We start from the raw sequence: 23,295 nt of genomic DNA, 5'->3' as shown, positions 1-23,295 counted from the left end.
GCTCGCGCCTCCTGCCAGCGAGGATCGCGCCTCGATCGCCGGCCTAGGAAGGCAAGTTGCGTTACGCGGGCGATATAGCTTCGTCTTACGACCTCGATCGTCGGGATATCGATGTCGCTCCGCTGGAGGATGGCTTACCCTCGCCGCGCCCGGACAGGGTCTGGCGTATAGGTTCAAGCGGTAATGTCAGACGGGAGGCACTAGCGGGTTGGGCCTCGGCTGTTGTGTTGCAATTCTTCGACGGCGCGCCTCGCTTCATCTGCCGCGACCGACCGCGTCTCCGGCGAGATAGCGGGCGAGCGGGTCGATCATTTCCTCCGGGATGCGGCGGGCGATGACCGGCATCGTCGCATGGCTCTTGCGCGCGTCCACCACCGTCTCGTCGCCGCGCCAGTGGCGCAGGCGCTGCGCGAGATAGGCGGGGCGCTGGCCGGCGAGCACGGGATAGGGTTTGCCGGGCGCGTGGCAGCTCGCGCAGGCGGGAAGCTGGAGCCGGGGCAGTCCCTGCGTCACGATCCGCGCGGCGGCGGCGTCGCCCGCGGGCGCTGCGCCGAGACCGGGCATCGCGGCGAAGCGGCGCGCGGCATCGCGCATCGCCTCGGGCGGCATCCGCATCGCGACCTGCTGCATCACCGCGCTGGAACGGCTGCCATCGGCATAGCCTTGCAGTGCGGCGAGCAGATAGGCGGGGTCCTGTCCGCCGAGCACCGGAATGTCGGGTGCGCCGCGGCCGCGGCCGTCGGTGCCGTGGCAACCGGTGCAGGTCGCGAGATCGGCGCCGGGGTTCGCCTCGGCGACGAGAGCGTCATATTGTGCCGGCGTCATGCCGGGCAGGCGGCGGACGAACGCGACCATGCGGCGCACCTCGTCCTGCCGGTCCTGCACCGCCCAGGCGGGCATGCCGGTATATTTGACGCCGTGCTGGAGGATCCAGAAGAGCTGCTTGTCGGTCCATTGCTTCGCATTGACGGCGAGGTCGGGGGCGGGCGGGGTCGCCGCCTGCATGACCGGGGCGGGCTTGATGCCGGGGGCGCCGTGACAGACCGCACAGGCATTGGCGAAATGGCTGGCGGCGCTGACGAGGCCGCTGCGGTCGGCGGGATCGTCGGGGCTGGTGAAGGCGGCATGGGTGCGCACCGAATTGCGCATCGTCCAGTGCAGGAACCAGTCGGTGATCGGCCAGTGGCCGCTCGATGCGGCGATGTTGAACACGCCCGACCAGGCGAAGAGCAGCCCGGCGACGGCGAGGCCGACCAGCGTCGCGACCGCGCGCGCCCAGGTGATGCGGATCGTCATGCGATGGCCTCGTTGCGGGTCTGGAGCAGCCGGCCGAGCATCGCCAGCCCGCCGAGCAGATAGGCGACGCCGCCGACGAGCAGCATGACGACGCCGGCGATCTGCTGGTCGATCAGCGCATCGGCGCCGTGGTGGGTGTAGAGGGGGCGGGGCGCGAGGCCGATCAGCGCACCGAGCAGCGTCATGTGCATCGAGGTGACGAGCAGCGCGCCGACGCCGGCGGCGCGATGGCGGGGCGCGAGCACCGCCGACCAGAGCAGCAGTCCGGCGGCGAGGAAGCTCGCCTGTTCGAGGATCAGCCACGCCGGCTGGTGATCGGCAAGGCGGCGCAGCGCGGGGACGTGCCAGCCCCAGACGATCACCGCCTCGACCAGCGCGGCGGGCAGCGGCGCGGCGAGCCGCGGCCAGCGCGTCGCCGGGTCCCAGCGGCCAAGCTGGACGCCGATAGCGACGAGCGGCGCGGCGATCGCCACGGCGATCATATGCGCCGCCATATGGCCCGTCATGCCCTGGCTGCTCAGCACCCAGCCGAGCGGCAGCAGCGCGAGGCCGGCGGCGAGGCTGGCGCGCCTCACCGGCAGTCGCTCAGCACGATGACCGGCATCGCGGTGAATACCACTGCGACGAAGCTCAGCGCCGACAGCAGCAGCGTCGAATATGCGAGGAAGCGCAGGCGGTCGCTGTCGGTACCCTCGTCATGCGGTGCGGGCGCGCCGGGGGTGCGCGCCTGTTGCCATGCGATCACGCCTGCCGCGGCGATCACCAGCAGCGCCACCAGCGTGCCGATCGCGAAGGCCGTCGGGAAACGCGCCCACATCCCGAGCTTGGCGCAGGACACCGCCGCCCAGAGGTAGGAGAAGAGGAAATGCACCGCCCAGGTCGTCGGCGGCACGATCAGCGTCCACAGCGTGACGTTGAGCCGGCGCGCGCGCCGCAGCCAGCGCCTCACAGCCCCGCCTCCGGGAACAGGCCGATCGTCAGATAGGCGACCAGCGCGGTGAGCGCGAAGAAATGCTGGTAGACGGTAATGTTGCGCAGATCAGCGTCGTGCGTCGGCGTCATCCGTCCGGCGAGGCTGCGCGCAAGCGTATAGAGCTGCATGATCGCGCCGATCGCGGCGTGGACGAGCGTCCAGATCACCAGCACCCAGACGATCGCCGGATAGACGTTCGCCTTCGGATCGAGCCCGTCGAGGCAGCGCAGGCCGGTGGCCAGGCTGGCGATCGCCGCCATCGCCCCGGCGACGAGCAACGCCCGTGCCGGCAGCACCGCGCCGCGTGCGTGGATGCCGCGTGCGGCGACGGTCGCCGCCCAGCTCGCCAGCGACAGCAGCAGCGTGACGATCGGCCAATAGACCCCTGGCCCGTCGAAGCCGGCGCCGAAATCGGGGTGGATCGTCCAGTAGAAATAATAGCCGAAGACGAGGCCGGAAAAGGCGGTGGCGTCGGCCATCATCGTGATGAACATCGCCCACCAGCCCGGCGCGGCGGGCCCGGAGATATACAGCGGCAAGACGATGCCGTGGCCGATCGGCTTTTCGGGCTTCTCGGGGATTTCGGCGGTGTCCCACAGCCACCACAAGACGCAGGCGAGCGTGACGACGCCGCTCAGCGCCGACAGCAGATAGAGGTGATAGGTGGTCAGGATGAACACCGCACCGAGCGCGACCGCGGTCATCATCGGCTTGACGCTCGGCGTGCCGAGGCGGATCACCGAGACCGGCTTGGCGTCGAGCACCGAGGTGATGATCGTCTCGCGCCGGCCTTCCTCCGCGTCGGGCAGGAAGAAGCGGCCCTCGTCGACCTTGGCGACGAAATCCTTCTGGTCCCAGATCGGATAGCGGCTCTCGATCAGCGGCACCGAGCGGATGCCCCAATCCTCGTCGTCGGGATGCGCGAGCCATTCGAGCGTGCCCGCGTTCCACGGGTTGCGCGGCGCCTTCTGCCGCGTCGGCGACAGCGCGAGGTCGACGACCAGCACCAGCACGCCGGTGGCGAACAGATAGGCGCCCGCGGTCGAGGCGAGGTTGAGCCAGCCGATGTTGAGGTCGGCGGGATAGGTGAAGACGCGCCGCGGCATCCCCTCCAGCCCCGACAGATGCATCGGGAAGAAGGACAGGTTCACGCCGACGAACATGATCCAGAAGGCGATGCGGCCGAGCCGGTTGGACAGTTTCTTGCCGGTGATGAGCGGCCAGTAATAATAGAGACCGCCGAACAACGGCAGCAGCGTGCCGCCGATCAGCACGTAATGAAGGTGCGCGACGATGAAATAGGTGTCGTGCGCCTGCCAGTCGAACGGTGCGATCGCGACCATCACGCCGGTCAGTCCACCGATCACGAACACCGCGAGGCTGCCGCTCGCATAGAGCAAGGGCACCGACCATTTGACCTTGCCCGCCCAGAGCGTCGCGATGAAGGCGAAGATCTGCACGCCGGTGGGGATCGCCACCGCTTCGGAGGCGGCGGAGAAGAAGGCGAGGCTGATCTTGGGCAGGCCGGTCGCGAACATATGGTGGACCCACAGGCCGAACGACAGGAAGGCGGTGCCGACCGCCGCGAGCACGATCCACGGATAGCCGAGCAGGTGACGCTGCGCGAAGGTGGGGATCATCATCGCGAACAGGGCGATCGACGGCAGGAAGACGATATAGACTTCCGGATGGCCGAAAATCCAGAACAGGTGTTGCCACAGCAACGGATCGCCGCCCTTGGCCGCGTCGAAGAACGGCCAGCCGAGCAGCCGCTCCATCTCGAACAGCAGGTCGCCCGCGATCAGCGGGGGGAAGGCGAACAGGATCATCACCGCGACGACGAGGATATACCAGGCGTAGAGCGGCATCAGGTTGAGGCGCATGCCCGGCGGGCGGCATTTGAGCACGCCGACGATCAGCTCGACCGCGGCGGCGACCGACGATACCTCGATGAAGCTGAGGCCGAGCATCCAGATGTCGGCGCCGAGCCCGCTGAGATCGGTCCGCGTGGTCAGCGGCGGGTACATGAACCAGCCGCCGTCCGGCGCGGCGTTGAAGAAGATCGATCCGCCGACGAAGACGCCGCCGAGCAGGAAGCTCCAATAGCCGAACGCCGACAGGCGCGGGAAGGGCAGGTCGCGCGCGCCGAGCAACTGCGGCAGCAGGATGATCGACACCGCCTCGAACATCGGCACGGCGAACAGGAACATCATCATCGAGCCGTGCAGCGTGAACAGCTGATTGAACGTGTTCGCCGAGACGAGATCATTGTCCGGCACCGCAAGCTGCGTGCGCATGACGAGCGCGAGCACGCCGGCGAACAGCATGAAGCCGAAAGCGGTCAGCGTGTACCAGACGCCGATGCGGTTGTTGTTGACGTCGGTCCAGCGGAAGAACCAGCCCGAGGGCGGCTTCCACACCGCACGCAGCCGCTCTTCCTGGGCCGCGCGGAGCTGCGGATCGTCTTGCGCGTGGAGGCTCATTTCAGGCCCTGGAGATAGCGGGCGATGGCGATGGCCTCACCGTGCGAGAGTTGCGGGAAGGCGGGCATGCGCACGCCGGGCTTGGTGGCTTCGGGATGGCGGATGAAGCGCGCGACATTGGCGGTCGTCATCGGCAGGATGCCCGCGGCGAGCGTCTCGCGTGCTCCGAAATGCGAGAGGTCGGGGCCGATACCGCGCGCGCTGCCGCTGCCGACGACGTGGCACGCGGCGCAGCCGTTGGCGGCGAACAGCCGCGCGCCGGGATCGGCCGCCGCCGGGGTTGCCGGGCGGCGCTGCGCGGCGAGCCAGGCGTCGAACGCCGCGGGCTCCATCGCGACGACGTCGAGCGCCATCAGCGCGTGGCTGAGCCCGCAGAATTCGGCGCACTGGCCGCGATAGCGCCCCGCCTTGTCGGCGCGGACGACGAGCGTGTTGGTGCGGCCGGGGATCATGTCCATCTTGCCACCGAGCCCCGGAATCCAGAAGCTGTGGACGACGTCGGCGGCGGTCAGGCGGAAGGCGACGGTGCGGCCGAAGGGGATGCGCACCTCGTTCGCGGTCTCCACAGCGCCGCCGCCGGGCGGACGATAGGTGACGCGCCACCAGAATTGCTCGCCCTCGACCGCGATCCGCATGTCGGCGGGGCCGACCGGGCGTGGCTTCATATAAGGCAGCGAATAGACCAGCAGGCCGAGCAGCACGACGGTCGGGATCACCCCGCCGAGCCAGAGGACGACGCGCATCCCCTTTTGATGCGTCAGCGCGCCTTCCCGCGCACGCACCGCATGGCGCATGAGGAGCGCGAGCCCCGTCGCGATGACGACGGCGCCGACCAGCATCAGCAGGAACAGCCGACGTATGTCGACGGCGTCGGCACCGAATGGCGCCAACGTCGATTGATGCATGTTGCATCCGGCCAGCGCGATCGCCGTAGCGATCGCAACTCCTGACTTTACCCCCCGCATGCGCGCTCAACGCGGCAGGTCCGTTTCGGTTCGTTCAGATATCGTAAGGAAAGATTGCTCGGTCCGGATGGGCCTTCATTTCGTTACGCCGCATCGTCCTTCTTGATCACGCTGATCTCGCCATCGCCTTCCATGATGACGTGATGGACAAGCTCGAGATCCTCGACGCCCTCTTCCCGCAGCTGCTGCATCAGCTCTTCTCGGTTCATCAATGCCTTGCGCATGTTGGCACGATTGAGTTTCCCGTCCTCGACCAGCACCATCGGGGGAGCGGCGGTGAGGAAGGCGAGCGGCCTGAAATGGTAGCTTGCCCAATTGAGGACCCAGCTCCAGAACAGGATCGTCAGAACGAAGACGGCGCTCTCGGTGATCGACTGCGCGTCGCCGCTGAATGCCGGCTGCGCGCCATCGACGACCGCCACGACGACCAGGATGTCGGCGATGTTGACCTGTCCACCCTCCCGCTTGAGCAGGAAGCGCATCACCAGGAACAGGAAGAGGTACATGATCGTGCCGCGCGCGATCACCTCCCATAGCGACAGCTCGGGTTTGAACATCGACGACCAGTCGGGCATGCGCACCTCCCGGTGGAGTGAACGCGCCGAGCAGCGCATAGGCTCTATTTCAATATGTTGCCGTATCCGGCGTCGGACGCTGGGGCGATGTGTTCGCGAGCCGCTCCAACGGGAGCGAATGTCCCGCCGGGGTCGATCCGGTCAGCTGCGGGTCGAGTTCGCCGGCGTTGATCGCAGCTTCGAACGCATCGAGCATCGCCGGAAGCGCTTCGGCCTGCCAGAACGTGACCGACTGCCCGCCGATGACCATAGGCTGGCCGTCGGGACGCATCGGCGTGAACGCCACGCGCCCGACGCCGTCGGCGGCGAGCCACCGCCCGCCGGCCGGTGCGGACGGGTTCGCGTCAAATGCGGTTCGCGCCTGACGCAGTTCGGCGAGCAACGCCGATCGCTCCGCGTTCGCGTCGACCGGATCAGCGGCGGCCGCGGCAACGGAACCGACCGCGGCGGCCGTGTTATCAACGATATCTTTCAGCGACATATCCTGGCTCCAGCGCGGCGGACGAGATCACGCGCGGGGCCTCAACAGTCCATCGGCGACATCGGCCCCTGCGGGCTCAAATTATCGCGCGATATAAAGGCGATACGTCGCTGGGTGCCAAAACACGAAGAGCCCCGGACACATGGTCCGAGGCTCCGTGAGGCAACGGTCCTGAAACGGATCAGAAGTGGCCGATGATCCCCAACGAGGGGCGCACCGTCTCGAAATTTCCGGTCGTGGCGACTTCGGCGCGGAAGCGCACGCCCTCCTTCTTCACGAGACCGTCGAGCCCGATCGCCTTGGGCCCGAACTCGCCGCCGACGCCGTAGGAGATGCGGCCGAAGTCGGGGCTGTTGTTGCCGTAGCGATCGAAGTTGACCCAGCGGTAGCCGACCTTGCCATAGACCAGCCCGGTTTCACCTGCACGCACGCCGGCGCGGCCGTGGACGCCATATTCCCAGTCGATGTCGCCGCTGAAGCCCTTGGCGGCATTGCCTTCGACACCGACGAAGAAGGAACCGAGCGGCACGTTCACGCCCGCGACGCCTTCGACGAGGCCGCCCTTCAGGCGATCACCGGGCGCCGAGAAGGGAATGCCGTGGCCCGGGTTGCTCTCGAAACCTTCGTACACGCCGGTCACGCCGACATAGGGATCGATCCCGAAGGCGCGCGAACCGTCGGACGTCGTGTCCTGGGCAAAGGCTGCGGCGGGGATCAGGAACGCGGCACTGGCCGCTGCGAGAAGCAGCTTCTTCATATCAATCACCTTGTAAGCGGCAGGCGAAACACAGCCTGTCAGGTGATGAAACCGCCGTCCTTCGATGCGTATCCGACCGCCGCAAACGGCACGGAGAGCGTGTTGCAATGCGGCAACAGCCTCTTGAAAGGCACTTCGAGGATACTATCGCCGATTTTCGATGGCGTCCCCGCCGTTCTGATCGCCGCGCCTCTGCCTTACTGCACCTCCATCCTTTGCCTCAATCGATCAACGCGGCTCACTCGAATTCCCTCATTCGCCCATTCAGCCTGAGATTTGCAAATTTCTCTTGATGGACCAGGTTGAGGCATTGCCGCCGGTAAGTCAGAGAAGAATTTGATACAATAGACGTCATGGCGCCGGTCATATTGCGCTTTGTAGTCGTCCGTTATTGTTGTGATCCGACGTGGCGTAGCGGCGACTCCGGGGAATGGCGGTGCGATTAGTATTGTCGCCGCAAAAATCTTGCTCATGTTGATCAGTATCATATTCCGCTCCCATAAACGTCCGCCGTTGGTCCACGACGGCTCCGTTCGAGGATCGCAATATGTGTGCCAGTCGAGTAATACGCCTTGCCCCAAGGGGGCGGTAGCGCAACGTGCCGGCCATCCACGAGGATGTAGCAATAGGCGCCACCTGTTAGGGTTTAATGCCATCTGCGCCTATCCTAATAAGGTCTAAGATCAGTGGCACGCGCCTGACGTGTTCGCGGACGATCCATACATGGAAACCGGCAAGCTGCCTCTTCACTACCCGCGTCCAAAACGCGAAACGGAGGGTCAATCAGTATGGACGATGTTACGCCATGCTAAATCCCTCGCTGGGTGCAGGAGGAGCAAAATGTTGGCAAACGTGGTGGCATCGTCGTCGCTGACGTCGTATTCGTGTATGCCGATAGTATTCCGCGATGCAGCCGGGTTTCTCAAGAAAATTGTTAAACCCGAATGTCATGACGACAAGGTGATAAATATATAGTCTGTAGTGCGGAAAATTATTGCATCTTAGGCTTCTGACATTTGCTGCTTCAGGATACTGCGTCGCCGCCGCACGCCAAGAGCGTTGTGACGTCGTCAGCCGGCCGCCTTCGGTGGTGCCGTCGAGCCGCGGACGGCCAGCCCGACCGGGACGATGGTCGGGCCGTCCGGCAGCGTGCGGCCGGCCTGTTCGGCGATGATCAGTTCCACCGCGCGCGCCGTCACGTCGGCGATCGGCTGGACGACCGCGGTCAGCGCCGGATGCGTGAAGCGGACGATCGGCGTGTCGTCGAAGCTGACGATCGACACGTCGGAGGGCACGTCGAGGCGACGCTCGCGCAGCAGCTCCAGCGTCGCGAGCGACATCTGATCGTTGCTCGCGATGATCGCGGTGGGAGGCAGCGGCGCGTCGAGCAAGGCAGCGGCGGCGCGGCGGCCCGAGGCGAAGCTGAAATCGCCCTCGGCGAGCAGGTCGCCGATCGGCAGATCCGCGGCGGCCATCGCGTTGCGCCAACCGGTGGCCCGCCAGCCGCTGAGTTCGTATTCGGCCGGGCCGGCGATGAAGCCGATCCGCGCGTGGCCGAGCGCGATCAGATGTTCGGTGGCGAGGCGCGCCGCGCCCTCGTCATCCATGGTCAAGGCGAAGCCGCCGCCCGGCCTGAGCGAGCCGATGCGGGCGAAGCTGATGCCATGATCCTCGAGCAGGCGGGTGATCAGCAGGTTTTCCGAATGCGGCGGCGTCAGGATGACGCCATCGGGTTGCAGCGCGGCGATCGCCGCGAGCAATTCGCGCTCGATATGGTCGCTGTGGGTGTCGACCAGTTCGACGATCATGCGATAGCCGTGTTTGGCGCAGGTCAGCATGCCGCCCAATAGCATCTGATCGACCCAATCCGCGCCCTCGCGGCTGCGCCAGTCGGCGATCGTCCGTTCGCGGTCGTTGAGCGCCAGGATCAGGTGCGAGCGCGATCCCGCCATGCGCTGCGCGGCGATCGAGGGGACGTAGCCGAGCTTGGCGATCGACGCCTGCACGCGCTGCGTCATCTCGGGCCGGACGTTCGGCTCCTTGTTGATGACGCGGCTGACGGTCTGCAACGAGACGCCCGCGTCGGCCGCGACGTGGCGGATCGTGACGGCCTGGCGACGGCGGACCATCAGGCGGCGTCGGGCGCCACGCCGCAATATTGCGCGACGTAGGCGGCATGGGGCGGCAGACCGCGGACCGTGGTCGCGACGTTCTGGCGCAATGTCGATAGCAAGCGCGCCATATCGTCGTCGCCGAGCTTGGCGGCGATCGGGTGGTGGCTGCGCGGCACGATGCCCTGGCCCAGCATCACCTGCACCCAGCTGTTCTCGGCGAACAATTCCTCGTTCTTGCGGAAGACGCGGCCGGTCTCGCGGAACAGCTCGATCTTCTGCGCGAGACTGTCCGGAATCTCCATCGTCGCGCACTGCCGCCAGAACGGGCTGTCCCGACGCTCGGTCACCTTATAGTGGAGGATCAGGAAGTCGCGGATCTGCAGCATGTCGGTATGCTGCTGGTCGTTGAATTCGGCGACGTCGCGGGGGCTGACGTCGCCTGCCGGCATCATCCGGATCAGCCGCAGGATCGCCCGCTGGATCAGGTGGATGCTGGTCGATTCCAGCGGCTCCATGAACCCGCCTGACAGGCCCAGCGCGATACAATTGCGATGCCATTGCTTGCGTCGCGCGCCGGTGACGAAGCGGATGCGGTTGGGCTGGGTCAGCACGCGCCCCTCGACATTGCCGAGCAGGCGGTCGAGCGCGGCGTCGTGATCGAGATAGCGGCTGCAATAGACGATGCCGTTGCCGACGCGATGCTGGAGCGGGATGCGCCATTGCCAGCCGGCGTCATGCGCCATCGCGCGGGTGAACGGCACCGCCGGGGCGACGCTTTCGGTCTGCACCGCGATCGCGGCGTCGCAGGGCAGGTAATGCGTCCAGTCGTCGAAGCCGGTGTGCAAAGCCTGTTCGATCAGCAGCGCGCGAAAGCCGGTGCAGTCGAGGAACAGGTCGCCCTCGATCCGCGTGCCCGACTCGAGCCGCAACGCCGCGATGTCGCCGCTGGCCCCGTCGAGCTCGACCTGCGCGATCTTGCCCTCGATGCGGTGGGCGCCGTCGGCTTCGGCCATCCGGCGCAGGAAGCGGCCGTACAGCGCCGAATCGAGCTGATAGGCGTAGTTCATGCGGTCGTCGGGCAGATGCGCGAACTTGCCCTCGCGCGCGGCGATCAGTTCGAGGCAGTAATCGTCATAGGGCTGGCCGTGGCCGCGGGTCTGGCCGTCGAGCCAATAATGCTGGAAGCCCGCAGCCCAATGGTCGGTGCCGGTCAGGCCGAAGGAATGGAAATAGCTGTCGCCGGCCCGCTTCCATCCGTCGAAGGCGATGCCGAGTTTGAACGTCGCCTGCGTCGCGCGCATGAACTCGGCTTCGTTGATGCCGAGCAGGCGGTTGAAGGTGATGAGCGGCGGGATCGTCGATTCGCCGACGCCGACGGTGCCGATCGCGTCGGATTCGACCAGAGTGACCTCGGCGGCGCGGCCCATGACGCGGGCGATCGCGGCGGCGGCCATCCAGCCCGCGGTGCCGCCGCCGGCGATGACGATGCGGCGCGCCTTCATCGCCCCAGCGCCCGCAGCAGGAAGGCGCGCAGCCGTCCGGCGGTGTCGGGGGTCAACGGCGCGAGGATGCTGCGCGCGCCTTCCGGGATATGCGCCGAGACGGCCGCGTCATCCTCGAAAACATAATGGTCGAACATGTCGCGCCAATGCCTCTTCTGGTCTTCGGGAAGGTCGCGGATGGCGAGGATCGCATGGTTGAGCGCATCCTGCGGCTGACCGAGCCAGCGCGGGCTCGACCGCCACCAGTAATTGACCAGCACGTTGAACGACGCCAGCCCCTCGACGTGATGCCACCACATCGCCGGCACGTAGAGCGCGTCGCCGGCGTCGAGGTCGGCGACCATCGCATGGTCGAGCGCGTCGCGGAACCGCGGATGCGCGGCGAAATCAGGCGCGTGGAAATCGACCATGCTGACCGCGCGGCCCGCGGGCGTATTGTCGATCGGACCGAGATACAGATTGCGGAACTGCTCGCGCGGGAAGAGCGTGAAGCGGCGCCGGCCGACCGCGACGCAGGCGAGATTGTCGGGTACGTCGTTGTGCGCCGCGATGCGCGTCCGCGTTCCCATCCAGATGCTGACGAGCGGGTCGCGGGTGCCGAGGTCGACGTGGTTCGCCTCGTGCAGGCCGTGGAAGAAGTTGAGCATGTCGATCGACGCGAGATAGATGGTGCGGGCGTCGTCGTTGGCGTCGATATGCGCGAAGATCTCGTCGAGCTTCGACTGGAAGGTCGCGAAGTTCATCCCCATCGCATCGTCGTAGAACAGGCGGCCGTCGCTGCCCGGTGCGCCCACCGACACGGTGAACGGCACGTCGCGGCGGTGCGCGAGGATATAGCGGCGCGCGTCCTGCGCGGAGCGGCGACCGGCCTGGACCAACGGCCAGTCGCCGACCAGATTGCGGACGACGAACGGCCGGTCGGCGGCGCGCAGCCTCGCGTCGAGGTCGGCGGCATCGACCACCGCCACCTCGGGGACGCGGGGCAGCGCCGCGAAGATGTCAGCCATGCGCCAGCGTCGCATTCTTGCGGGCGATCAGCGCCGGCAGATTGCCCTGCGACGCCAACGCCATGAAGATCGGCAGCAGATGCCCGTCGCGATGCAGATCGTCGAGCGCCGACCCCGACAGGCCGCGCAGCCGATCCTCGTCGATGACGTGGAAGCCGACCAGCCGATTGATCGATCCGTCGTCGAGCGGCACTTCGAGGGTCAGCGGCTCGAGCAGCTCGTGGCGATCGAGCGCGGCGAAGAAGCCGGCGCTCTCGCGATAACCGGCGTCGAGCGCCCCCAGCTGCTCGATCATCGCGGCGAGGCGGGGGGAGGGCTGGCCATCGGCGTCGAACAGCAGGTCGCCGTCGCCGATCCGCGGGCTGGCCATGTCGATATGGACCTGCGGCCCCTGCGCGCTCGCGCCGATCAGCAGCGGCTGGATCGCCATCGCCAAGGGCACGTAGCGCGCATCCCAGCGGCCATCGGCGAGGTAGAGGTTCTCGTCATTCTCGAACCCGAACATGGCGAGCGCGAGCGTGCTGCCGTCGGCGAGGTTGCGGCGGAAGAGGATGAGATAGTCGTTCTGCACGCGACGGAATTCGTCGGGGACGATCAGGCAGCTCATCTGCGCATCGCCCAGCGCGGCGCTGCGTTCGCGGCGGATGCGGGTGCCGGCATGCGTGGCGGCGGTAAGGATGGCATGGTCGGGCATAATCGATCCAATCCCGTGGGGGCGCGCCGTGGCGGCGGGCGCGCACGCTTCGTCCTATCCGTCGACGCGGCGCCGACAAGACGAAAAGAGCCACCTCTTCACAGAGATGGCTCTTTCCTTCAGCACCGGTCGATCAGAAGTTGAACCGGACGCCGCCCGAGTAACGCGCGTCCTGCTTGACCACGAAGGTGACGTTGCGGTCCGAGCGGCGATGCCCGCGGCGATCGGCGCCGGTCAGGTTGATCGCCTCGGCGAAGACGGTCAGGCCGGGCACGAACTGCCAGCTGATCGTGCCGTCGAGCTGGCCGTAGCCCTCCGTATAATAGGGATTGATGCCGCCGCCCGACAGGAATTCCGCCCGCCAGTTGTACGACGCGCGCGCCTGGAAGCCGTTCTTGTCGTAATAGAGCGTCGCATTGGCACTGTCGGACAGGCCGTTGATCGCGAATTGCGACGTGCTCGCCGGCAGCAGGTTGTTGTAGTCGCGATTGCCGTTGACGATCGTATAGTTGAGCTGCGTGCCGAAGCCGGTCTGCCAGAAGCTGTGCTGGATCGCGAATTCGAAGCCGTTGATCGTCGCGGTCTCGTCGCTGTTGAACGGCGTCGAGATGACGAAATTGACCGGTGCATCCGCGGCGGTGCCGAGGATCGTGCCGTTGACCACGCTGCCCGGATAGTTGGCGCCGATATAGTTGCGGATGTCGGCGAAGGTCGCATTGGCGCCCAGCGCGGCGATCGCGGCCTGATAGCGCGGGCCGTTGGCCGGGTTGGTCAGGTTGAACGCCGGGCCGTTGAGCTGGGTGACGCCGATATAGTTCGACACCTGCTTGCGGAAATAGCCGACCGACATGTAGCTTTCGGGCGTATAATACCATTCCGCCGACAGATCGATGTTCTTCGACTTGTAAGGCACGAGGTTGGGATTGCCCTGCGCACCGGTGCCGCCGCCGACGCGGAACAATTGGTCGAGCGTCAGGCCGCCCTGCAGCGAGCCGTAATCGGCACGCGTGATCGTATGGCTGTACGATGCTCGCAGCTTGACGTTGCGGATCGGCTGGACGTCGAAGTCGACCGACGGCAACCATTCGTCATAGCCGCCCGAGAAGGTGGTGAAGGCGCTGTCGCCCGAATAGACGATGTTGAATTCGTTCTGCGAATTCTGCCGCGTCCCGGTCGGGATCGGCACCAGCGCCGACGATTTCACCGTCGTGTTCTCGTAGCGCAGGCCGGCGATCAGATGCGCCGGGTTCGAGAACAGATCGAACTTGTTGTTGATCTGCAGATAGGGCGCGACGGTCTTTTCACGGATGCGGCGATCGGTGGTGTAGGGGGTGAGGCAATTGCCGTCGCCGCCGCAGATGCCATAGGTCGAATCGAGCAGGCCAACGACCTGTTCGAAATTGTAGCCGTAGAATTGCTTGGCGATGTCCGAGCTGCCGACGCCGCCGATCCCCTTGAACTTGCTGGGGATGTCGATCAGCTTGAAGATGTCGTCGGGCAGCAGCGCCGCCGCCGCCGCGCGCTGCGCCGCGCTGTCGCCGCCGGTGCCGCCCCAGGTGTCGTTCTGCAACACGCCATAGGCCGAGCGCACCTTGTTGTCGGTGAAGGTGAAGCCGAAATCGATCGAGTCGAGGAAGCTGCCCTCGTGGTCGTAATGCCCCTTCAACTGCGCCTGGTTGATCCGGTCGCGGAAGTAGGAATTGCGGAAGGCGTTGCCGGTCGGCACGATCAGCGACGCGTTCAGCGGGTTGATGCCGGGCTGCATCTGGTAGGAGATCACCGGCAGATCGTTGTCGAAGTTGATCGTCTGGTTGGCGACGCCGAAGATCGCGGTGCCCAGCGAATTGCTGTTGCCGTATTTGTTGGTCGGCTTCGATTCGGCGGTCGAATGATGCGCGTCGAGGCCGACGGTGACGCCGCCGGGCGCTTCCCAGGTGAGGTTGGCGCCGAGCGACTTGTTCTCGGTCCGGTATGCGGTCAGCGCGCTGGAATAGGACAGGTCCTTGGCTTCCGCCGCGGTGAAGCGCTCGGTGTAGAAGCGCGGGCCGGCGACCGGGCCGTCGGTCCATGCCGACGAGGTGTCGTTGTGGTTGAACCAGATGCCGACGTTGGCGTTGCGCGTCTTCACCTCGTTGCGCGAATAGGTGTAGTCGATCGTCGCGACCAACGTGTCGGTCGGCTTCGCCTGCAGCACCAACTGGCCGTTGATGCGCTCGCGGCTGATGTCGTTGACGTCGTAGGAGGCGTTCTGCGGCACTTCGTAGACGCTGGTGGCGCTCGGGCGGTTGGTGATGTTCGCCGCACGCGGATCGCCGGGCTGCGCGAGCGAGCCCCAATTGTTCTCCGAGCCGAGATAGCCGTCGCGCCAGCCGACGTTGGCCTGGTTCACCGACGCGCGGCGCTTCTGGTAGACGCCGTTCGCCAGGATGCCGATCCGGTCGTCGGCGAAGGTGGTCGAGAAGATGCCCGACACTTCGGGCGTGATGTCGTTCTTGCCGTTCTGCGAGGTGTCGATGACGCCGCGCGCCGCGACCGAGCCGCGCGTGCCGACCTTGTCGAACGGACGCGGCGTGCGGATGTTGATCGTCGCACCGATGCCGCCCGACGGCACGCTGGCGCGGCCCGACTTGTAGACCTCGAGCGCGGCGATGCCTTCGGAGGCGAGGTTGGCGAAGTCGAACGCGCGCGAGCCCGGCGCGCTGTTGCCGTCGCCGATCACCGCGGTCGGCAGCTGACGGCCGTTGAGGACGACGAGATTGTATTCGGGGCCGAGGCCGCGGACGGTGACGAACGAGCCCTCGCCGTTCGACCGGTCGATCGACACGCCGGTGATGCGCTGGAGCGATTCGGCGAGGTTGGTATCGGGGAACTTGCCGATATCCTCCGCCGAGATCGCGTCGACGATGCCCTGGCCGTCGCGCTTGATGTCCGCGGAGGCGCGCAGCGAGGCGCGGATGCCGGTCACGACGATGTCGCCGGTGGTATCCGGTGCATCCGACGGCGTCGCGGCCTGCGGTTCGATCTGCGCGGGGCCGGTGTTGCCGAGCGTGGCGGCGGCGTCCTGCGCGGCGGCGGCACCCGGCAGGGCGACGAGAGCGGCGGTCGAAACCCCGATGGCGAATTGCGAAAGCAGGCGAGCCCTGACGCGGCGCATGGTAATCCTCCCCGATGACAGGCGCGGCGATCCCGCGCTCTTGAGAACGTTCACTTCACGGATAAGCCGTTGTCTGTCAAGCGCATCCTGTCGAACGACCGTCGCCGTTGTGAACGTTCTCTTAATATGCTTTGAAGAGCGTCATGCCTGCAAAGGGCGACAGGCCGGCGCGGCGAATGCGTCGGCGACGGGAGGATTGCATGAAGCGGTTTTGGAAGACGTGTGCCTCGGCGATGGTATTGGCGACGGTCGTGCTGACGGCCGGTGCACCCGCCGCGGGCGGTCGCGTGGACGGGGCGGCACCGGCGCAGGCGACGGCGGCGCGGGCGCGTGCCGATGCGATCGTCGCGCGGATGACAATCGACGAGAAGATCGCGCTGCTCCACGGGCTGTTCCCGCCGATGGCGGCGGGCAAGTCGGCCAATGAGCTGATCCCGTCGGCCGGCCATATCGACGGCATCGCGCGGCTGGGCGTGCCGCTGGTGCGCGAAAGCGACGCGTCGCTCGGCGTCGCCAACCAGGTCGAGCAGCGTAAGGGCGACGTCGCCACCGCGCTGCCGTCCGGTCTCGCCACCGCGGCTAGCTTCGATCCCGCCATCGCCCGGGCCGGCGGCACGATGATCGGTGCCGAAGCGCGCGCGAAGCGGTTCAACGTGCTGCTCGCCGGTGGCGTCAACCTGACGCGCGACCCGTGGAACGGACGCAATTTCGAATATCTCGGCGAGGACCCGTTGCTCGCGGGGACGCTGGCCGGCGAGCATATTGCGGGGGTGCAGAGCAACCGCATCGTCTCCACCGTCAAGCATTTCGCGCTCAACGCGCAGGAGACCGGGCGCACCGTCGTCGATGCGCGGATCGGCGAGGCGGCGTTCCGGATGAGCGACCTGCTCGCCTTCGAGATCGCGATCGAGAAGGGCCAGCCGGGATCGGTGATGTGCGCCTACAACAAGGTCGGCGGCGACTGGGCGTGCGAGAACGGCCATCTGCTCAACGACGTGCTGAAGCGCGACTGGGGCTATCACGGCTGGGTGATGAGCGACTGGGGGGCGGTGCATTCGACGGTGAAGGCGGCGAACGGCGGGCTCGACCAGCAATCCGGGCAGGAGCTGGACAAGGCGATCTATTTCGGGGCGCCGCTCAAGGCGGCGGAGGCGGCGGGGCAGGTGTCGGGCAAGCGGCTCGACGACATGGTCGCACGCTATCTGACCGGGCTGATCGCGACCGGCGCCTATGACACGCCGGTCCCCGCCACCGCGCAGACCCCGCCCTATGCCGCGCACGCCGAGGTCGCGCAGCGCGCCGCCGAGGCGGGCATCGTGCTGCTCAAGAACGAGGGCGACGTGCTGCCGATCGCGCGCAGTGCGAAGCGGATCGTGGTGATCGGCGGCAATGCCGACGTCGGCGTGCTGTCGGGCGGCGGCTCGTCGCAGGTGCGCTCGGTCGGCGGCGCGCCGGTCGAGATCCCGCTCGCCACCGGCGGATCGGCGTCGTTCGCGCGGATCACCTATCACGCCTCCTCGCCGCTCGCCGCCTTGCGCAAGGCGCTGCCGGGGGCGCAGGTGACGTGGGTGGACGGCCGCAACTTCAACGCGACGATCGACGCGGCGAAGGGCGCCGATCTGGCGATCGTCTTCGCCACGCAATGGACGACCGAGGCGGAGGACGTGCCCGACCTGCGCCTGCCCAACCAGCAGGACGCGCTGATCGCCGCGATCGCCGCCGCACAGCCGCATACCGTCGCGGTGATGGAGACCGGCGGCCCCGTGCTGATGCCGTGGATCAAGGCGGTGCCCGCGGTGGTACAGGCCTGGTATCCCGGCCAGCGCGGCGGCGAGGCGCTGGCGGCGATCCTGACCGGCGCGGTCAATCCGTCGGGGCGGTTGCCGATCACCTTCCCCGCCGACGCCTCGCAGCCGCCGCGCCCGCGGCCCGTCGGGCTCGACCGCCTGACCGGGCTGGAGGCGGAGGCCGCGGCCAATCCGGCGGTGGCATCGCAGAAGACGCTGGAAAGCTTTCCGGCGGACTATGTCGAGGGCGCCGACGTCGGCTATCGCTGGTATGAGAAGAAGGGGCTGACGCCGCTGTTCCGCTTCGGCCACGGGCTGAGCTACACCAGCTTCGCCTATCGCAATCCGGTGGTCACCGGCGGCGCGCGGCTGAGCGTGACGTTCGACGTCGTCAATACCGGCCAGCGGGCCGGTGCCGACGTGCCGCAGATGTACGTGGCGCGCGAGGGCGGAGGGGCGCGCGAGGACGGGGGCACGCCGATGCGGCTCGCGGCGTTCACCCGCGTGACGCTGAAGCCGGGCGAGACGCGCCGCGTGACGCTGACCGCCGAGCCGCGCATCGTCGCCGACTATGACACGAACTTGCCGGGCTGGCGGATCGCGGCGGGGCGCTATCGCGTGGCGCTGGCCCGCGACGCGGGCGACCGCACGATCGTGTCGAGCGCGACGCTGCAGGCGACGACGATGAAGCCGTAGGGAAACAACGAGGCAAAGCATAAGGTTGTCGCCGGGAGGCATCGCGGGCAGGATCGCCGCGCCACGATGCCTCACGCCACCGCCACCTTGCCCAGCCGCCTGTTCCTGATCGTCTTCGCGCTGGCGAACGTCGGCGGGGTGATCGCCTATCTGCCGCTGCTGACGCTGCTGCTGCCGCTCAAGGTGGAAGCGCTGAGCGGTGCGGCGCGGATCGGGGTGTTCACCGCCTGCATCACCGCGGGCGCATTGTCGGCGAGCGGCGCCAACGTGCTGTTCGGCTGGCTGAGCGATCGCTCGCTACGCCGCGGCGGCGGCCGGCGGCGGTGGATGGTCGGCGGCATCGTCGCCACCGCGGCGAGCTATGCCGCGGTGGCGTTCGCCCAGACGCCGGTCGCGCTCGTCGCCGCGATCGTCGTCTTCCAGTTCGCCGTCAACGCGCTGCTCGCCCCGATGATGGCGATCATGGCGGAGGAGGTGCCCGACGCGCAGAAGGGCATCGCCGGCGGGCTGCTGTCGCTCGGCAGCCCGGTGGCGTCGGCCTTCTCGGCGATGCTGGTCGGCAGCGCGATCCTGCCGGAGGCGGCGCGGCTTGCGCTGGTGCCGGCGGTCGTCGCCGCCTGCGTGCTGCCGCTGCTGCTCGTGCGCGGCGCGCCCTCGGCGGCGGTCGTGGTGCGGACGCCGGTGCCGTCGTCGCGGCGCGACCTGGTGATCGCCGGCCTGTCGCGCTTGCTGGTGCAGGTCGCCGCAGTCGTGACGCAGGCCTATCTGCTCTATTATTTCGAGAGCATCGTCGATGGTGCGGCGCGCGTCGATCTGCCGGCGCGGATCGGCGGCCTGCTGGTCCTCGTCTTCGTGATCCCGTTGCCGATCGCCGTGCTGCTCGGCCGCCTCTCGGACCTGACGGCGCGGCGCAAGCCGTTCCTGCTGATCGCCGCCGCCGTCGCGGTCGCGGGGCTGCTCGGCATGGCAGCGGCGCGGGACTGGACCGGCGGCGCGATCGCCTTCGGCGTCTACGTTACCGGTTCGTCGGTGTTCGTCGCGCTCCACGCCGCCTTCGCGATGCAGCTGCTGCCCAATCCGGCGCATCGCGGACGCGACCTCGGCCTCTTCAACCTCGCCAATACGCTGCCGTCGCTGCTCGGCCCGCCGCTGACCTGGATGCTCGCGGCGCCGCACGATTTCACCGCCGTCCTGCTGCTGCTCGCCTTCCTCGCCGGCTGCGGCGGGCTCGGGATGCTGCGCGTGCGGGCGTGGCAGTGACCGTCGTCGCACGTCATCCGCGCGTGCCGAAGCCCGGTTGGCGATGCGCTGGACGGCGTGATATGTCGCCGATACGCTGCGATCGCATGTCCCGCTTCTCCTCCCTCGTCGTGGTGGCGACGCTCGCCGGTTGCTCGCCGACCGCGGCGGTCGAGGGGCCGGTCGCGCTCGGCCATACCGCGCTGGTCGGCGGGCCGCGGGTACGGCCCGATCATGTTGTTGAGGACAGCCGCTGCCCGATCGGCACCCGCTGCGTCTGGGCGGGCCGGGTGGTGGTGCGCGCCACCGTGTCGGGCGGCGCGTGGTCGAGGAGCGTCGACCTGATCCTGGGCGTGCCGGTCGATGTCGCCGACGGCAAGCTGACGCTCACCGCGGTGACGCCGGCGCGCAGGGCGGGCCAGTCGGCGAAGACGACGCCGTCGCGCTTCACCTTCGCCTTCCAGGGCGGGCTGTAGCGGGAAACGCCCGTTAACTAGGTCATTTTACCGGATAATCAGTTCCCTGCGCCTATCCTTCGCGCGACGGACATGCCGTCGAGGGGGATCTTCATGCGGTGCTTGCACATCTTGGCGCTCGGCTGCGCCTTGCCGACGATCGCGGCGGCGCAAAATGCGCCCGCCGACGTGGTGATGGTGCCGGCGCATACCCAGATCGCCTTCCGCCTCGACGAGGAGGTCAGCTCGCAGCGCGCCCGCGTCGGGCAGCTCGTGCCGGTGTCGGTCGCGCGCGACGTGATCGTCGACGGTGCAGTGCTGATCCCGCACGGCGCGGCGGGCACCGGCCTGGTCACCGCGCGCACCGGCAAGGGCGCGTTCGGCAAGTCGGGCAAGGTCGATATCGCGCTGCGCTCGGTGGAGATCGCCGGGCGGCAGGTCGCGGTCACCGGCCGCTTCCACGCCGCGGGCGAGGGCCGCGCCGGCGAGACGGTCGGCTCGATCCTCATCGGCGGCGTCGTCGCGGGCGCGTTCGTCACCGGACGGCACGCGGTGTTCGAGGCGGGTCGCGAGTTCGTCGCCTACACCACCGATGCCGCCAGCATCCCCAAAGCCGCGGTCCGGCCGGTGCGGCCGGCGCCCGTCCTCGTCTATGCGAGCGCCCTGCCCGCGCGCGCGGGGGCGTATCGGACGCCGATGCCGGTGCAACTGGTCGACATGCCCGGCGACGCCGCCACCGGTTCGTCCCGCTTCGACACGATGCAGCAGCTCGATCGCCGTATCGCCCAGGCGCAGCCGATCCGCGGCCGCGACGCGCGGCAGGGCTGGACGATCAGCGACTGAGCCGGCGCGGCGTCACAGCCCGAGGCGCAGACCCAATGCAAAATAATGCGGCCCCGCGTTGCCCTTCAGGCTGATCGCCGGCAGCAGCGGTAGCGCCACCGTACCATAAGGGCGCAGGTCGTCGCCGGCGCGAATGCCGGCGCCGACCGTCGCGACGAGGGGAATCGCATAGGTCGCCTCGATCCGGCCATAAGGTTTGACCGCATCGTCGTCGCCGCGATCGACGAGCGCGCCGACCATCGGCGTCAGGCGGAAGCCCGCCGCCCCGAAGCCGTAGCCGGCGCCCAATTCGCCGCCCCAGCGGCCATCCGCGCGCGCACCATTGGCTTCCAGCACGATCTGCGCCGACGCCGGCGCGGCGCTGGCGAGGGCGGCGGCGATGGCGCCGCCGATCAATGGGATTCGGGTCATACGCTCTCCGTACGGATCGCCGGACCGGCGACGTGGCGGGCTCTACGAACCGGCGGCGGCCGGCACAAGCCGCGACCATGGCCGCGCCCGCCGCATGTCGAGCCGGCAGAGGCCGTGCAGACGATGGCGCCGCGCATAAGCGGCGACGCGCGCGTCATAGTCCGTCGCCAAGGGGCTGGCGAAATCCCAGTCGGGCGGGTTGAACGTGGAGATGCCGTTGATCGTCGGCACCCGCCACAGTTCGGCGAGCAGCATCGCATCGGCGTTGTGCGGATAGAGGCCCTGCTTGAAGGCGCTGAGGTACAGCGGCTCGTCGCGCCGTGTGACCACGGCGTAGAAGCTGGCACAGGCGGCGGGCGGCGGCGGGATGGCCGACACGGCGGCCTGCTGTTCGTCGTGGTGCAGCTGGGCCGGCGTTTCGGCGCTCAGATTCTCGGCGACGAGCAGCACGGCGAAGGTCGCGGCGAGCCACGGCCGCGACCGGGCCAGCCGCGTCGCCCGCTGTCGCCAGACGGCGACGACGAGCAGCAGGAAGGGCAGCACCAGCCAGAGCTGGTAGCGCGACACCACGCGCAGCCCCTTGCCGCCGGGTACCAGCGCGTACACCAGGCCCCAGGGCGACACCGACCAGAATTGCAGCGTGAGCAGCCAGCCGATGATCGTCGCGAGCGCGAAGGCGCGCAATTCGCGCGATACCGGCAGGCCGTCGATCCGGCGGCGGACGATGATCTGCCATGCGGCGGTGACGACCAGCACGAACAGGATCGGCGGGATGCCGGTTTCATGCTCGCCGCCGAGCACGCGCCGGGGCAGCATCGGGTCGGCGGGCATTTCGGCGTGGATCAGCGCGAACAACGGCCGGAACAGCCAGCCCCACAGGTAATTGTCCGGCCCGACGTTGATCATGTCGATCAGCGGCGTGACGAGATAGCCCAGCATCTCCTCATAGGGGTGACCGCCGGTTTCGCCTGCCTTGGGAAGGTAGATGGCGAGGAACGGCAGGACGAGGATCGCGAACGCGCCCGTGCCGCAGAGCAACGTCGCGGCATGGCGGCGGGCCAAAGCGAGGGCGGCGGCGGGACGCCAACGGTCGCTCAGCACGCACCAGCAGGCGACGAACAGGGCGGCGGAAAAAATTGTGAACCAGGCCATGTAATAGGCGGTGAGCAGCCATGCCGCGATCAGCGCCGCCAGCGCGACGGCGAGCGTCCGCGCGCGACCGCGGCGCCCGTCCTGTTCGGCGCGCACGGCGGCGATCGCGAGCATCATCGCCACCGGCAGCAGGGCGACGCTTTGCAACTGCACGTGCACGGCCTGCAGCGAGATGCCGCTCGCCACCGTCCACAGCAGCGCGACCAGCGTCGCCGCAACGCGCCCCCAGCCGAGCGTCCGTGCGACCAGCAGATAGGCCGCGACGAAGCCGATCGTCTTGAAGGTCAGGACGTTGAGCGTGTCGGCATGGAAGGGATCGGCGAACAGCCGCCAGAAGGAGTAACTGAGCCCATACAGCAGATAGCCGTCGTTATAGCCGAGCGTGCCGCGATACGGATGGAAATAGCCGGTGGTGTCCCAGGCGGCGGCGCCGTCCAGCACGTTGCGCCAGTGTTCGAGGATGCTGATCTCGATCACCGCATCGCCGCGATCGCCGAAGCCGAGATCGAAGCCGCTGAGGATCGGGACGCGGAAGAACAGCAGCATCGCGACGACGAACGCGCCGGCGACCATCGCCCGATGCGCCAGCCGATCGCGGCCGGACGACCGGTCGCGCGCATCCGTCACGGCATTGGCGTCGGCGACGTCGGCACGGTCCATCGCCTCCGCCTAATTGTGGCGGTGGGTGCTGTCCAGACGGGCGTGCGCCGG

The 23,295-nt window shown here is 67.9% G+C and carries 19 protein-coding genes; 4 read left to right on the top strand and 15 right to left on the bottom strand.

All coding sequences use genetic code 11. From position 1 onward, the window contains the following. Positions 1–255: 255 nt before the first annotated feature. From AC07U4_RS16040 to AC07U4_RS15980, 13 genes are all read right to left on the bottom strand, one after another. Positions 256–1,296: a c-type cytochrome gene (locus AC07U4_RS16040; RefSeq protein WP_495196090.1), complete on the bottom strand. Its 1,041-nt coding sequence runs from the start codon at positions 1,294–1,296 to the stop codon at positions 256–258. Next, the gene (locus AC07U4_RS16035) at positions 1,293–1,871 is read right to left on the bottom strand and encodes a cytochrome c oxidase assembly protein (protein ID WP_495196089.1); all 579 of its coding nucleotides are present in this window, start codon (positions 1,869–1,871) and stop codon (positions 1,293–1,295) included. The genes AC07U4_RS16040 and AC07U4_RS16035 overlap by 4 nt, the downstream gene beginning before the upstream one ends. Beyond that, on the bottom strand, positions 1,868–2,245 hold the full coding sequence (locus AC07U4_RS16030) for a hypothetical protein (RefSeq protein WP_038660042.1): 378 nt from the start codon (positions 2,243–2,245) through the stop codon (positions 1,868–1,870). The genes AC07U4_RS16035 and AC07U4_RS16030 overlap by 4 nt, the downstream gene beginning before the upstream one ends. After that, complete coding sequence (ctaD, locus tag AC07U4_RS16025; RefSeq protein WP_495196088.1) at positions 2,242–4,752, bottom strand: cytochrome c oxidase subunit I; 2,511 nt, start codon at positions 4,750–4,752, stop codon at positions 2,242–2,244. The genes AC07U4_RS16030 and ctaD overlap by 4 nt, the downstream gene beginning before the upstream one ends. Further along, entirely contained in the window at positions 4,749–5,657 is a 909-nt protein-coding gene (gene coxB / locus AC07U4_RS16020) for a cytochrome c oxidase subunit II (RefSeq protein WP_495196087.1), read from the bottom strand. Before coxB ends, ctaD begins: the two co-directional genes overlap by 4 nt. 143 nt (positions 5,658–5,800) lie before the next feature. Next, positions 5,801–6,292, bottom strand: coding sequence for a DUF421 domain-containing protein (locus AC07U4_RS16015; protein WP_495196086.1), 492 nt, complete (start codon positions 6,290–6,292; stop codon positions 5,801–5,803). A 49-nt stretch (positions 6,293–6,341) separates the two neighbouring features. Next, positions 6,342–6,773: a hypothetical protein gene (locus AC07U4_RS16010; RefSeq protein WP_495196085.1), complete on the bottom strand. Its 432-nt coding sequence runs from the start codon at positions 6,771–6,773 to the stop codon at positions 6,342–6,344. A 181-nt stretch (positions 6,774–6,954) separates the two neighbouring features. Beyond that, positions 6,955–7,530: a hypothetical protein gene (locus tag AC07U4_RS16005; protein ID WP_038660028.1), complete on the bottom strand. Its 576-nt coding sequence runs from the start codon at positions 7,528–7,530 to the stop codon at positions 6,955–6,957. A 1,070-nt stretch (positions 7,531–8,600) separates the two neighbouring features. Then, entirely contained in the window at positions 8,601–9,659 is a 1,059-nt protein-coding gene (locus AC07U4_RS16000) for a LacI family DNA-binding transcriptional regulator (RefSeq protein ID WP_495196084.1), read from the bottom strand. Further along, the gene (locus AC07U4_RS15995; protein ID WP_495196083.1) at positions 9,659–11,146 is read right to left on the bottom strand and encodes a tryptophan halogenase family protein; all 1,488 of its coding nucleotides are present in this window, start codon (positions 11,144–11,146) and stop codon (positions 9,659–9,661) included. The genes AC07U4_RS16000 and AC07U4_RS15995 overlap by 1 nt, the downstream gene beginning before the upstream one ends. After that, positions 11,143–12,153: a cupin-like domain-containing protein gene (locus tag AC07U4_RS15990; protein WP_495196082.1), complete on the bottom strand. Its 1,011-nt coding sequence runs from the start codon at positions 12,151–12,153 to the stop codon at positions 11,143–11,145. The genes AC07U4_RS15995 and AC07U4_RS15990 overlap by 4 nt, the downstream gene beginning before the upstream one ends. Beyond that, positions 12,146–12,847, bottom strand: coding sequence for a SapC family protein (locus tag AC07U4_RS15985; RefSeq protein WP_137898472.1), 702 nt, complete (start codon positions 12,845–12,847; stop codon positions 12,146–12,148). Before AC07U4_RS15985 ends, AC07U4_RS15990 begins: the two co-directional genes overlap by 8 nt. A 133-nt stretch (positions 12,848–12,980) precedes the next feature. Next, the gene (locus tag AC07U4_RS15980) at positions 12,981–16,001 is read right to left on the bottom strand and encodes a TonB-dependent receptor (protein WP_495196081.1); all 3,021 of its coding nucleotides are present in this window, start codon (positions 15,999–16,001) and stop codon (positions 12,981–12,983) included. Between the two features lie 200 nt (positions 16,002–16,201). On the opposite strand from AC07U4_RS15980, the gene AC07U4_RS15975 reads away from it, so the two are divergent. From AC07U4_RS15975 to AC07U4_RS15960, 4 genes are all read left to right on the top strand, one after another. Further along, complete coding sequence (locus tag AC07U4_RS15975; RefSeq protein WP_495196080.1) at positions 16,202–18,484, top strand: beta-glucosidase; 2,283 nt, start codon at positions 16,202–16,204, stop codon at positions 18,482–18,484. A 66-nt stretch (positions 18,485–18,550) separates the two neighbouring features. Beyond that, positions 18,551–19,744, top strand: coding sequence for an MFS transporter (locus AC07U4_RS15970; protein ID WP_495196079.1), 1,194 nt, complete (start codon positions 18,551–18,553; stop codon positions 19,742–19,744). Between the two features lie 86 nt (positions 19,745–19,830). After that, complete coding sequence (locus AC07U4_RS15965; protein ID WP_495196078.1) at positions 19,831–20,199, top strand: hypothetical protein; 369 nt, start codon at positions 19,831–19,833, stop codon at positions 20,197–20,199. 93 nt (positions 20,200–20,292) lie between these two features. After that, a complete protein-coding gene (locus AC07U4_RS15960) occupies positions 20,293–21,021 on the top strand; it encodes a hypothetical protein (RefSeq protein WP_495196077.1) in 729 nt (242 codons plus the stop codon). Between the two features lie 12 nt (positions 21,022–21,033). On the opposite strand, the gene AC07U4_RS15955 is transcribed toward AC07U4_RS15960, so the two are convergent. Next, entirely contained in the window at positions 21,034–21,432 is a 399-nt protein-coding gene (locus AC07U4_RS15955) for a hypothetical protein (protein ID WP_137898466.1), read from the bottom strand. A 42-nt stretch (positions 21,433–21,474) separates the two neighbouring features. Next, positions 21,475–23,244, bottom strand: a complete 1,770-nt coding sequence (locus AC07U4_RS15950) for a hypothetical protein (RefSeq protein WP_495196076.1) — start codon at positions 23,242–23,244, stop codon at positions 21,475–21,477. Positions 23,245–23,295 lie beyond the last annotated feature (51 nt).

The sequence above is a fragment of the Sphingomonas sp. GW821-FHT02B09 genome (assembly GCF_059421875.1).
This window is presented reverse-complemented; position numbering and strand designations above follow the sequence as displayed.

Bases quoted from the DNA above. Each gene is read 5' to 3' on its own strand.
- AC07U4_RS16040 (WP_495196090.1), bottom strand. From the start codon at position 1,296: ATGACGATCCGCATCACCTGGGCGCGCGCGGTCGCGACGCTGGTCGGC.
- ctaD (WP_495196088.1), bottom strand. From the start codon at position 4,752: ATGAGCCTCCACGCGCAAGACGATCCGCAGCTCCGCGCGGCCCAGGAA.
- coxB (WP_495196087.1), bottom strand. From the start codon at position 5,657: ATGCATCAATCGACGTTGGCGCCATTCGGTGCCGACGCCGTCGACATA.
- AC07U4_RS16015 (WP_495196086.1), bottom strand. From the start codon at position 6,292: ATGCCCGACTGGTCGTCGATGTTCAAACCCGAGCTGTCGCTATGGGAG.
- AC07U4_RS16010 (WP_495196085.1), bottom strand. From the start codon at position 6,773: ATGTCGCTGAAAGATATCGTTGATAACACGGCCGCCGCGGTCGGTTCC.
- AC07U4_RS16005 (WP_038660028.1), bottom strand. From the start codon at position 7,530: ATGAAGAAGCTGCTTCTCGCAGCGGCCAGTGCCGCGTTCCTGATCCCC.
- AC07U4_RS16000 (WP_495196084.1), bottom strand. From the start codon at position 9,659: ATGGTCCGCCGTCGCCAGGCCGTCACGATCCGCCACGTCGCGGCCGAC.
- AC07U4_RS15995 (WP_495196083.1), bottom strand. From the start codon at position 11,146: ATGAAGGCGCGCCGCATCGTCATCGCCGGCGGCGGCACCGCGGGCTGG.
- AC07U4_RS15990 (WP_495196082.1), bottom strand. From the start codon at position 12,153: ATGGCTGACATCTTCGCGGCGCTGCCCCGCGTCCCCGAGGTGGCGGTG.
- AC07U4_RS15985 (WP_137898472.1), bottom strand. From the start codon at position 12,847: ATGCCCGACCATGCCATCCTTACCGCCGCCACGCATGCCGGCACCCGC.
- AC07U4_RS15980 (WP_495196081.1), bottom strand. From the start codon at position 16,001: ATGCGCCGCGTCAGGGCTCGCCTGCTTTCGCAATTCGCCATCGGGGTT.
- AC07U4_RS15975 (WP_495196080.1), top strand. From the start codon at position 16,202: ATGAAGCGGTTTTGGAAGACGTGTGCCTCGGCGATGGTATTGGCGACG.
- AC07U4_RS15970 (WP_495196079.1), top strand. From the start codon at position 18,551: ATGCCTCACGCCACCGCCACCTTGCCCAGCCGCCTGTTCCTGATCGTC.
- AC07U4_RS15965 (WP_495196078.1), top strand. From the start codon at position 19,831: ATGTCCCGCTTCTCCTCCCTCGTCGTGGTGGCGACGCTCGCCGGTTGC.
- AC07U4_RS15960 (WP_495196077.1), top strand. From the start codon at position 20,293: ATGCGGTGCTTGCACATCTTGGCGCTCGGCTGCGCCTTGCCGACGATC.
- AC07U4_RS15955 (WP_137898466.1), bottom strand. From the start codon at position 21,432: ATGACCCGAATCCCATTGATCGGCGGCGCCATCGCCGCCGCCCTCGCC.
- AC07U4_RS15950 (WP_495196076.1), bottom strand. From the start codon at position 23,244: ATGGACCGTGCCGACGTCGCCGACGCCAATGCCGTGACGGATGCGCGC.